Source organism: Arthrobacter sp. Cza30, from assembly GCF_059090765.1.
The window spans coordinates 130,825-141,615 of sequence record NZ_JBNHGA010000012.1 but is presented as its reverse complement, the minus strand read 5'-3'; the positions used below and the strand labels follow the sequence as shown (position 1 = coordinate 141,615).

The 10,791-nt window shown below is 66.2% G+C and carries 10 protein-coding genes; 5 read left to right on the top strand and 5 right to left on the bottom strand.

Annotated elements, in window-relative coordinates; translation table 11 throughout:
* Positions 1-195, bottom strand: a 195-nt coding sequence (locus AC5RVZ_RS30345) for a VOC family protein (RefSeq protein WP_494069324.1), incomplete at its 3' end; no start/stop codon positions are given.
* 946 nt (positions 196-1,141) lie between these two features.
* Here AC5RVZ_RS30345 and AC5RVZ_RS30340 point away from each other — a divergent pair.
* The gene (locus AC5RVZ_RS30340) at positions 1,142-2,329 is read left to right on the top strand and encodes a CaiB/BaiF CoA transferase family protein (RefSeq protein WP_494069323.1); all 1,188 of its coding nucleotides are present in this window, start codon (positions 1,142-1,144) and stop codon (positions 2,327-2,329) included.
* Positions 2,330-2,332: 3 nt separating this feature from the next.
* On the opposite strand, the gene AC5RVZ_RS30335 is transcribed toward AC5RVZ_RS30340, so the two are convergent.
* Positions 2,333-3,916, bottom strand: a complete 1,584-nt coding sequence (locus AC5RVZ_RS30335) for a PucR family transcriptional regulator ligand-binding domain-containing protein (RefSeq protein WP_494069322.1) — start codon at positions 3,914-3,916, stop codon at positions 2,333-2,335.
* 178 nt (positions 3,917-4,094) lie between these two features.
* Between AC5RVZ_RS30335 and AC5RVZ_RS30330 the strand changes: the two genes are divergently transcribed.
* Entirely contained in the window at positions 4,095-5,255 is a 1,161-nt protein-coding gene (locus tag AC5RVZ_RS30330) for an acyl-CoA dehydrogenase family protein (protein ID WP_494069321.1), read from the top strand.
* A 180-nt stretch (positions 5,256-5,435) separates the two neighbouring features.
* On the top strand, positions 5,436-5,717 hold the full coding sequence (locus tag AC5RVZ_RS30325; protein WP_494069320.1) for a 2Fe-2S iron-sulfur cluster-binding family protein: 282 nt from the start codon (positions 5,436-5,438) through the stop codon (positions 5,715-5,717).
* Between the two features lie 115 nt (positions 5,718-5,832).
* On the opposite strand, the gene AC5RVZ_RS30320 is transcribed toward AC5RVZ_RS30325, so the two are convergent.
* Both AC5RVZ_RS30320 and AC5RVZ_RS30315 read right to left on the bottom strand, forming a co-directional pair.
* Positions 5,833-6,600, bottom strand: coding sequence for a VOC family protein (locus AC5RVZ_RS30320; RefSeq protein ID WP_494069319.1), 768 nt, complete (start codon positions 6,598-6,600; stop codon positions 5,833-5,835).
* Positions 6,601-6,631: 31 nt separating this feature from the next.
* Positions 6,632-7,567, bottom strand: coding sequence for a VOC family protein (locus AC5RVZ_RS30315; protein ID WP_494014511.1), 936 nt, complete (start codon positions 7,565-7,567; stop codon positions 6,632-6,634).
* Between AC5RVZ_RS30315 and AC5RVZ_RS30310 the strand changes: the two genes are divergently transcribed.
* Both AC5RVZ_RS30310 and purU read left to right on the top strand, forming a co-directional pair.
* Positions 7,541-9,052, top strand: a complete 1,512-nt coding sequence (locus AC5RVZ_RS30310) for a glutamine synthetase family protein (protein WP_494069318.1) — start codon at positions 7,541-7,543, stop codon at positions 9,050-9,052. The two genes, AC5RVZ_RS30315 and AC5RVZ_RS30310, sit on opposite strands and share 27 nt — an antisense overlap.
* A 139-nt stretch (positions 9,053-9,191) precedes the next feature.
* Positions 9,192-10,058, top strand: coding sequence for a formyltetrahydrofolate deformylase (purU, locus tag AC5RVZ_RS30305; RefSeq protein WP_494069327.1), 867 nt, complete (start codon positions 9,192-9,194; stop codon positions 10,056-10,058).
* A gap of 109 nt (positions 10,059-10,167) precedes the next feature.
* Here purU and AC5RVZ_RS30300 read toward each other — a convergent pair whose 3' ends face one another.
* Positions 10,168-10,743: a helix-turn-helix domain-containing protein gene (locus AC5RVZ_RS30300; RefSeq protein WP_494014514.1), complete on the bottom strand. Its 576-nt coding sequence runs from the start codon at positions 10,741-10,743 to the stop codon at positions 10,168-10,170.
* Between the last annotated feature and the right edge of the window lie 48 nt (positions 10,744-10,791).

The window sequence follows — 10,791 nt, the reverse complement described above, 5'->3', positions numbered from 1 at the left end:
GTGAATAGTGTCAGCCCCGCCACGGACAAACGCCCCCGCAAGAACCGCCGTTCCATGCCCCGCAGTGCTCTCGTCATACCGGAACATCTCGGTCAACTTCATCCCGAGCACCTCGGTATAAAAAGCCACCGACCGATCAATATCCCTCACAGCCAGGCCAACATGGCCCAGTCGTGCAACTCTCGAAGTCATCATTTTCCTTTCCTCACCAGAACACTGACACCAATATTTGCACACATAACGGTTCTGTCAACCCGTTATTCGAAAAAAACGTCTGGCTTCAATACGATGACCGCCGCAGATGTGTGGCTGTGCTCAGCGATCAACCTGAGTGGAGCGCGTTTTGAGCGGCGACCCTTACGTACTCTACGAAACTTCAATTATCGATTTATCCAAGTCGATAATTAGTTGTAAAAACGTGATGCGTGCCCCTCGGGATGGGCAGCGCTTGACTCGCGCACGTACTCCAACGCGGCCATCACGCTCTTACGCATTCCGTGTGCCGGGGACACCTTCGCCCTATCTGGGCCCGTCATCTTCGATCTGGTCTCTAGCTTCGGGGTGCTCCTGGCGGCACGGTTCCTCACCGTGCTGGGCCCCGGGCGTTCTGGGCAATCGCCGGAGCCGTCGCCACGCAGACGTCCGGCTCCGGAATGGCGTCCGGCGCCCTGGGCGTCGTCAACGCCGGCGGCATGCTCGCCACCGTTCTGGGCGTGCCGCTGTGCGTGTCAACCGCCCATATGATCGGCTGACGCGGAACCTTCTGGGCGCTGGCTGTCCTCGTCCTCGCGCAACGCCCGGGACACCCAACGGGGCCGCCGGAGACAACACCCCAGTAGCCGACCAGCCTCAAACACCGTCGCACCGTAACCTTTGCCCCACGCCCGCATGGGCGCCTCAAAACTGACACTCCGGGCTTTTCACCCATGCCGGCATCACAGGCCTGGCCGCCGCCCATGCCGCCTGGGAACTCATCACGCTCATGGGGTTGAGCAGCACGACTGGATGACGGCCGGCAGGGCGGCTACAAGCAGCCTCTTCTTGGACGAAATGACCAGCCCGTGGCCAACACATCCGATCCCGCGCCGATATCTCTGCCGTAGACTCAACGCCACTTCATGCTTGTTCGGAAGGACGGATTGTGCCTGACTCCCCCGCTGCCGCTGCCCCGGCTTCAGCAACGAGACCCCTGGAAGGCCTGCTGGTGGCCGACTTTTCCCGGGTGCTCGCCGGTCCGCTGGCCACCATGACCCTGGCCGACCTGGGTGCGCGGGTCATCAAGGTGGAGCGCCCCGGCACGGGGGACGACACTCGCAGCTGGGGTCCGCCGTATTCCCCGACCGGGGCCACCTACTTCGAGAGCGTGAACCGCAACAAGGAATCGATCTGCCTGGATTTGGCGGATCCCGGCGACCGGCGCTTGGCCCGGAAGCTGGCGCTGGCGGCCGACGTCGTCGTGGAGAATTTCAAACCCGGCGGGATGGACAGGCTCGGGCTTGGGTATGCGGACCTCGCGGCCGGGAATCCGGGCCTGGTCTACGCCTCGATTTCCGGTTTTGGGTCAGCCGAAGGTGCGTCCCTGCCCGGCTACGACTTCATCGTGCAGGCGGTCGGCGGCCTGATGAGCATCACCGGCGAGGCGGACGGCTCACCCTACAAGGCGGGTGTCGCCTTGGTGGACGTGCTGACCGCGAAGGACGCGACCATCGGGATCCTCGCCGCGCTCAACGCCCGCGCTGCCACCGGCCGGGGCAGCCGGCTCGAGGTCAACCTGCTCTCCAGCCTGCAGGGCGCCCTGGCCAACCAGGCCCAGGCCTATCTGGGAGCAGGCAAGGTCCCCCAGCGGATGGGCAACGAGCACCCGTCCATCGTTCCCTATCAACTGCTGGAATGTTCCGACGGCCCGCTGGCCGTCGCCTGCGGCAACGACGGGCAGTTCCGCCAACTGGCCGCCGTCCTGGGAGAGCCACAGCTCGCGGACGACGAGCGTTTCGCCACCAACAGCGCCCGGGTGCAGCACCGCCGGGAGCTCATCCCGCTGCTGGAACAGGCCCTGTCCGCCGCCTCCGCCTCCGTGTGGCAGGGCAAGCTGACCGGTGCCGGAGTTCCCGCCGGCCCCGTGGCCGGCATCGACGAGGGCATCAGGTATGCCGAATCACTGGGGCTGGCCCCGACCATCGAAGTCCGCGATGCCAGCGGGGAGCCCGCCGGCCGCCAGGTCCGCAACCCGATCTCCTGGAGCCCGGCGTTCGAGACGCGCACCGCTGCCCCGCCCGCGCTCGGCGAACACACCGCATCGGTGTTGGAGTGGCTGCGCAGCCTGGACTGAACGTCAGAGCCCGCGCCGGCGGAGGGCCAGCCACAGGTGCGCGGCGACGTCCGGATCGTCGAGGCTGACCCCGAGCAGGCGTTCGGCCACCGCCATCCGGTGGCGCAGCGAATTCCGGTGCATGTTGAGTTGGCGGGCCGTGTCCTCCCAGTGGCCCCGGTGGCGGAGGTAGGCGGCCACGGTCTCCAGCAGCTCGGCGCGGCGGTACTCCGCCAGCGCCTCGACCCACGCATCGGCGCGGGCCTCATCGTCGGCCGCCAGGTCCACCAGCTTGCCCGCAGGCGCCGCGACCGCGGCTCGGTGCACCGCGGACATCGCCGCCGCCACGTCCGCCAAGGCGAGGGATTCCGTCCAGGCGGCACCGCTCTCCGTGCCGCCCGAGGCAGCTGCTGACGTAGACGTTGACGCGACCTTGGCTGCCTCGGCACCCGCGCCGCCTCCCGACCAGGCCAGCACTTCCGCGTCGGTTCCCCCGTCTTCCTGCCGGTCTGCCGCTGCCCGTTCCGCGAGCCCGGCATCCAGCAGGAAGTAGGCCACGCCGTCGTCGGCAAAGCGCAGGGTACAGTCGGCCAGCGCCGCAGCGGGCGAGCCGCCGTCGGCCGGCCGGAGCCGGGACACCGCACCGGCGAGCGCGGCGAGGGAATCCGCCGCGCCCATCCGCGCGGCCAGCACGCGGACCCGATCCGGCAGCCGCCCGAGGTTTCCGTCCGCGGCTACCAATCCGGCGGCCTCCACCTGGCCGCGGGCAACCAGCTTGGCGACGACGGAGCCCAGCACCGTCGTCGTCCCCTGCAGCTCCTCGCGCTGCTGGGCCTTCAGTGCCAGCAGGACGCAGACCGTGGTAATGATCTGCCGGTCGGCCTTGGTCAGGGTCCGGCCGGGGCCGATGGCCAGGAAGCCGTCGATCCGCCGTCCGACGAGGATCGGATACTCGACGACGGGAGCGCCGTGCAGCCAGAAGGTAGCGGCGGAATGGGTGCCGGCGACGTTGAGTCGTGTGGTTTCCAGCCTGAGGTGCGGCAGCAACGGCAGCGCACTGGCCGGCCACACGGTGGCCTCCATCCCGGCGTCCGCGGGCAGGTAGGCCGCCCAGCCACCCAGCGCTTGGGCCAGCCCCTGCACGACCGATGGCAGGGCATCCGGACGCATCGTCGCCCGGGCCAAAGCTGTCTGCGTTCCCAGGTTCGCTATCAGGTCGGCCTGATCACTCCGCGAGGCCAATTCCCAGAACATCCGCGAGACGTCCAGGAACGGGACGCCGTCGGGGACCACCAGCAGCTCCACGCCCTCGGCCGAGCAGGCCCGGACCAGCTCCGGCGGCACGCTGTCCAGCCCTTCACCCAGCCCCAGGCCAAGGGCAGCGACCCCTTTGGCCGCCAGCCGCCGCACGTACCCGCCCACCGCAGGGGCACTTCCGCTCAGCGGGATGCCGGTGGTCAGCAGCAGCTCGCCGCCCTCCAGGTAGGCACCCGGGTCTGCCAGCTCGGACACATGGACACCGGAGAGCTGGATCCCCGGCACCGGGCCGGGAACCGCCGGCCTGAGCGAATCTCCGAGTTCATGGCTGAGCTGGGCAAGGGAAACCATGGACTGATTATCCAACACGGCGTGAAGTCTTGGACAGAATATCCGATGCCCCTACGCCTGGGGCGCGTTAGCGTTGCCCTATGACCGATGTGCCCGCCTCCTCGACGGCGCGAACGAGCCTCATCGCCACAGCCATCCCAACCTCAACTCACTCCCGTAGCTCCGCAGAAGGAAAGCCATGTCTTTGGACCATGACCTGATTTCGTTCGAATCCCTGCTCACCGAGGAGGAACAGCAGCTGCAGAAGAACGTCCGCTTCTTCGTGGACAGCGCGATCAAACCGAACATCGCCGGCTGGTACGAAAACGCGGTGTTCCCGCTGGAGATTGTGCCCGAGCTGGCCAAGCTCGGCCTGCTCGGCATGCACCTGGACGGGTACGGCTGCGCGGGCCGCTCCGCCGTCGAATACGGGCTCGCCGGCGCCGAGCTGGAAGCCGGCGATTCCGGCCTGCGCACCTTCGTCTCCGTGCAGGGTTCGCTGGCCATGAGCGCGATCCACAAGCACGGCTCCGAGGAGCAGAAACAAGAGTGGCTGCCGCAGATGGCCGCCGGCGAGGCAATCGGCTGCTTCGGCCTGACCGAACCCAGCGCCGGATCCGACCCGGCCAGTATGAAGACCTTCGCCCGCCGCGACGGGGACGACTGGGTGCTCAACGGTTCCAAGCGCTGGATCGGCCTCGCCTCGGTCGCCCAGGTCGCCGTGATCTGGGCCCAGACCGACGACGGAGTCCGGGGCTTCGTGGTGCCGACCGACACCGCCGGTTTCAAGGCCACCCCGATCGAAGCGAAGCTCTCCATGCGCGCCTCCATCCAGTGCGACATCGAACTCACCGACGTCCGCCTGCCCGCCGGGGCGCTGCTGCCGAAGGCCAAGGGGCTGCGCGGCCCGTTCGAATGCCTGAACGAAGCCCGCTACGGCATCATCTGGGGCGCCATGGGAGCCGCCCGCGATGCCTGGCAGACCGCGGTCGACTATTCCAAGGAGCGCATGCAGTTCGACAAGCCGCTGGCCGGCTATCAGCTCACCCAGGAAAAGCTGGTCAACATGGCCCTGGAGATCAACAAGGGCTTCCTGCTCGCCCTGCACCTGGGCCGCCTCAAGGACGCAGGACAGTTGCAGCCCCACCAGATCTCCGTCGGCAAGCTCAACAACTGCCGCGAAGCCATCGAGATCGCCCGCGAATGCCGCACCATCCTCGGCGGCAACGGCATCACGCTGGACTACTCGCCGCTGCGCCACGCCAACAACCTCGAATCCGTGCGCACCTACGAGGGCACCGACGAGGTCCACACCCTGATCCTCGGCCAGAAGATCACCGGTCTCCCCGCCTTCCGCTGACAGGCAACGGGCGCGCCGGAGGCGTCCCGCTCAGACGGTTTCGACCCCGTGCAGCACCTCGGAGGCGTAATCCATCACGGCACGTGCCCGTGCGCTCAGGGCCACGCCGTCGGGCCAAACGGTTACCAACGAGGTGCCGCCTGCCCGGCCAGCTTTCACCACTCCGACGGCAACGTTGACGTGCTCGACGTCGATCCCGGCACTTCCCTGATGCGCGCCGCCGTCACCAACGGCGTCGACGGCATCGTCAGCATCGTCGGCCAGGCCATGTGCGCCTCCTGCCACGTCTACGTCCGGCCCGGATGCCTGGACGGCCTGCCCGAAATCGGCGACGACGAAGACGAAATGGTTGACTGCACCGCCGGCCCCCGCGACGAAACCCGCAGCCGGCTCGGCTGCCAGGTCACGGTCGGCGACGGCCTCGAACAGATCGAAGTCGACGTCCCCGGCGACCAGATCTAAGCCTTCCGGTAGCGGCGCTGCAGGGCTACTCGGCTCGCGCGCGAAAGGGCCCGCTCCATCCCCGATGTACGGGATGAAGCGGGCCCTTCGGCGCTCCGCGGCCGGTAGGCGTCCGTCAGATATCGCGATCCAGCTGCAACGCCTTGAACGCGGCACCTGATGGGTCCGTCACAACCGCCCACCGGCCGAAAGCGATCGGCTGGTCCTGCACGTTCACGCCGCCACCGGCCGCCGTGGCGGCAGCCGCTGCCGCAGCTTGGTCCGCCACCACGAACCAGGCCAGCCAGTGCGGGGGCAGGAAGTCTTTCGCTTCCGCGGGGATGGCGTTGATCGCTCGCAGCGCGCGCCCCCCGGCGTCGCGGTAGACGCTCAGCTCGTCCTCAACATGTTCCAGCACGTTCTCCGGGAAGAGCGCAGTCTGGAAAGACTCGGCCGCTGCGAGATCATGGCTCATCACATCGACCAGTGCCAATCGGCCGAGCTCGGAGGACGGCCCGGATACTGCTCCGCCGTCCATGGCGGCGATGCCGAACAAAGGCCCTTCCGGATCACGGAGCACGACGCCGTTGCTTCCCCCTGCCAGCAGGTTCACCTCTTCCTCGACAACCGAGGCGCCGGCTGCAACTGCCCGGTCGACGGCTGCGGCTACGTCATCGCTTCCGAGGAAGACTTTCCAGCCGAGCTCAGCCGGACCGGCGGCAGAGTCGACGCGCAGCCCCGCGATCGGCACGCCGTGAAGGGTGAAGAGGCCTGCGTCGCCGTCCAGGTCGAGTTCCCAGCCCAGCAGGTCGCGATAGAAATCAGCCAATCCTGCGGCGCTCCCCGCAGTCAGCTCCTGCCAGACACTGGCGCCCGGTGAGTAGGTAGTGGTGGTAATAGTCACGAACAGCTCCTTAGAACTTAGAGGATTGGGCCTATTCGCCCAGCAGCGCCGGCTCTTTTTCCCAGATGGACTGCAGGGACTCGCGCTCGGCTTCGATCGATTCCTTGTCGAAGCGGAAGTAGGAGCGCGGCGGCAGCATGCCCCACACATTGGAGGAGTGGCGGTCGTCCGGATACTCACGCGGAACATGGGTTTCGTCGAGCTGCTCGATGTCGCAGTACAACTCGATGAAGCAGTCAGCCTCCGGAAGCCGGACGTAGCCGGCCAGGTTGCCGCCAATCCCATGGCGGACCGGGCCCCACGGCATGACCCGGCCGTACTGGGCGAGGTGGTCGAAGGACTGGCGGATCTGCCCCCAGTCCAGCATGTCGAAGGCGATGTGGTGGAAGTGTGCCTGGCCGGTGTTCACGAAGGCCATCACATGGTGGTCGGCGCCGATATGCAGGAAGGCACCGGCGTCTGGCCCCAGCTTGTCGGCCAGCTTCATGCCCACCACGTTGAGGTAGAAATCCACCTGCTCGCCGATGTTCGCGGTCAGGTAGTTCACGTGACCGAGCTTGCGCGGGGCGCCGATGCGGTGATTGCGGGTGGTCTGCCGCCACTCGCGCGGGTAGCGGTCCTGCCCCTGCTTCGGCCGGTATTCGACGAACTGGATGCCGTTACCTTCCAGGTCGGCAAAGGAGACGCCCTCGTCCGAGCGCGTGTATTCGACCCGGTGCTCCTTCAAGTGCTTCTCGGCGTCGTCCAATGTCAGTTCCGGCGCCAACTGGTAGGCGGCGTGAACGATGCCGGCCTCGGGGGCCTTCTGCAGGATCAGCGACGGCTTCTCGTAGTTGCACGCGAGGAAAGTCTGCTTGCCCTCGCGGCCAACCTCGGTCAGGCCGAACTCGTCCTGCCATTGCTGCGTGGAAGCATCCAGGTCCTCGACGCCCATGACCACATGGTCGATGTCATGCAGCTTGATCATTGTCGCTCCTTATTAACGGTTCCGGTGATGGCCGGCAGCCCGCCGGGCCCTTTTTCAGACCGGAGTGTTTCTTTTGCTGAACACGTACATTACTATAATAACCACGACGCCGAACGGCAAGACTTTGAGCTGCAGAGCAGTACCAACCTGAGGAAGGCAACCATGACAAGCCCCATGCTGGACCGAGAACCGGTCCTTCCGGCCTTTGACCCGGATTATCTGGACCAGTTGCTGGCCCGCGGCATACAGGTCATCCGGGTCATCCATTCCGATCTGTTCGGGCGCCAGCGAGGTAAGCAGTATCCCGTAGCTTCCCTCCTCAACCTGGCCTCGGGGGTTGCGTATTCAAAGATGGCCAACGCCGAAGACCTGCTCGGGGTACCGGTGGACGACAAGGAATTCCCCGCCCTGGCCAATCATCCCGACCAGCACGCGTTCCTGGACATGTCGACGGCGTTCGTTCCCCCGTGGGAGCCGGACTCCCTGTGGGTCCTCACGCGTCTGAGCGAGCACGGCCAGCCGTCAGCGCTGTGCCCGCGCAGCCAACTGGCTGTGGCCGCCGAACGGTTGCAGGAAGAGCTTGGCCTCTCCGCCATTGCCGCCGGCGAGCCCGAGTTCTATCTCTTCCGGAACGACCATGACGGCCGGACTCCCTATGCGCTGAACGGCGTCTCCTACACCATGGACCGGATTACCGACCCCGACGGAGCCGTGGGCCGCATGCATCGGCAGCTGATCGGCATGAATATCGGCGTGACAGTGGTGAACCGCGAATTCTCCCCCGGTCAGTTCGAAGTAAACCTCCAGCACGACGATGTACTCGTCGCAGCCGACGCCGCCTTCCTGCTGAAGACCGGAGTCAAGGAGCTGGCCATCGCAGAGGGCCTGGAAGCCAACTTCATGGCCAAGCCTGCCAGCGGCGAGGAAGGCAGCAGCCTGCACGTGCACCTGTCCCTCTGGCGGGATGCAGACAACGTGTTTGCCGCCCCCGAGGGCACCCTCAGCCCGACGGCGCTGGCCGCCATTGCCGGCATCCAACTCCACGCCCCAGCGATCATGGCGTTCGCGGCCCCCACCGTGAACTCCTACAAGCGGTTGACCGGGGAAGGCCTGAGCCCGCGCACCAGCAACTGGGGCGAGGACAACCGCTTCACCTTCGTTCGCGTTCCAGCCGAACGGGCAGGCGCCACGCGGCTGGAACTGCGCGCCGGCGACGCTAGCGCCTCCCCGCATCTGCTGATGGCGGCCATGCTCCACGCTGCCTCCGACGGCATCCGGCGCGAGCTGACCCCGGATCCCATCGGCCAGCCGCTGCCGCGCAGCCTGGCCGAGTCCATCGATGCCCTGGAGAAGAACGAGGTCATGCGCGCTGGATTCGGCGACGAGTTTACGTCCATCTACGCCGCCCTCAAGCGCCGCGAAGTGCAGGCGTTCGAGTCGCACGTGACCGACTGGGAATGGAATCTCTACCGCCATCACGTCTAACCCGTACCCATACGCGCCGGAGCCTCTTGTCCCGGCGCGAGCATACTCCCGGGAGCCTCACGAGCTCCTGGCCCGCCTGCCCCTGATTCGAGAGGTGACCGCTTTGCCAACGCCTGCTTCCACCCTGCCCGCCAGACCGATGTCCCCGACCGATACCGCGGACGTCGGGCGGCTCACTATCAAGTGCCCGGACCAACCAGGGATCGTCGCCAAGGTCGCCGATCTGCTCAGGAGGCACGGGGCAAACATCGTGTCCCTGGACCAATTCACGACGGGCGTCGAGGACGGCACCCTGTATCAGCGAACGGTTTTTCACCTGGCGGGCTTCGAAGCCAAGCGGGATCGGCTTGGCGCGGAAATCGAGGCTGAACTGGCCGTTCCGTGGGGAATGGAATGGCAGTTGACCGCTGCCGAAAAACGCAAGCGGGTGGCCATCTTTGCATCCAAGACCGATCATTGTCTGCTGGACCTGTTGTGGCGTCACCGCAGGGGCGAAATCCCCATGGAGATCGTCATGGTCGTCTCGAACCACGCCGATCTCGCCCACCAGGTCCGCCCCTTCGACATACCGTACTTCCACGTTCCCGTTGCAGGTGACAAGAAGGATGCCGAGCAACGGCACCTGGAGTTGCTGCGGGGGAACGTGGACTTGGTGGTACTCGCCCGCTACATGCAGATCATCTCCGCCGAATTTCTCGACGAGGTCGGCGTTCCCGTCATCAACATCCACCATTCATTCCTGCCTGCCTTCATCGGCGCCGGCCCCTATCAAAAGGCCAAGGACCGGGGCGTGAAGCTGATTGGGGCGACGGCGCACTACGTGACCAAGGACCTGGACGAGGGCCCCATCATTGAACAGGACGTCATCCGGGTTTCCCACCGGGACAGCACCGCGGAGCTCATGCGCTTTGGGGCCGACGTCGAACGGAGCGTGCTCTCGCGTGCGGTCACGTGGCACTGCGAAGACCGCGTGATGCGCGACGGCAACACCACGGTCGTCTTTTGATGCGCAAGGGCCCGCAGTAGGGCGTTGGCTGCCCGGGATGTCAACCCCGGTCGACGAGAAGGGCAGAGCGGCCCCGGCTGATTCAGCCGGGGCCGCTCTGCCCTTGGACCTATTGGCGTTCGTTAAATGCTGCGGCCCGGGGGAAGGTATGGACGATCCACACAGAAGCGTCGCCGCCCTCCGCTTGCCACCGGTGCGTTCTGTCCGCAGCGTAAGTCGCGTAGTCCCCCTCGCCCAGGAGGACCTCATGGCCGACTGGCCCCAACCGGATTTTGCCGGAGCGCACGAAGACATGCTCGCGGGCACCGGCGCCGTGCGAAGGCGACACCTCATCGGCACCCTGCTTGAAGGATTGGGCGTGGATTTCCAACGTGCCGGCTCCGATAACCTGGCTTCGCAGAATGTGCCCCAGCGAAGCCGAGTCCGAAATATCTTCGCCCTCGCCATCGTGAACCACCTCGACCGGAGCGCGCTCGGGCAGCGCGATCAGGTCGGGCAGCGGCACGTCAAACGTGCGGGCGATAGCCAGCATGGTTTCCAGCGTCGGATTGGTCTGTCCCCGCTCGACCTTGAACAGGGTTGCCTTTGCCACTCCGGAGCGTTCGCCCAACTCGGTCAGCGACAGACCATGGGTTTCCCGCAGGCGCCGCACGTTGGCCGAAAGCGCCTCTATATGGTCGTTCATCTGTCCATCCTCGATCCCGCTGGGTTTCTCTGCCGCAATATCAAGCTC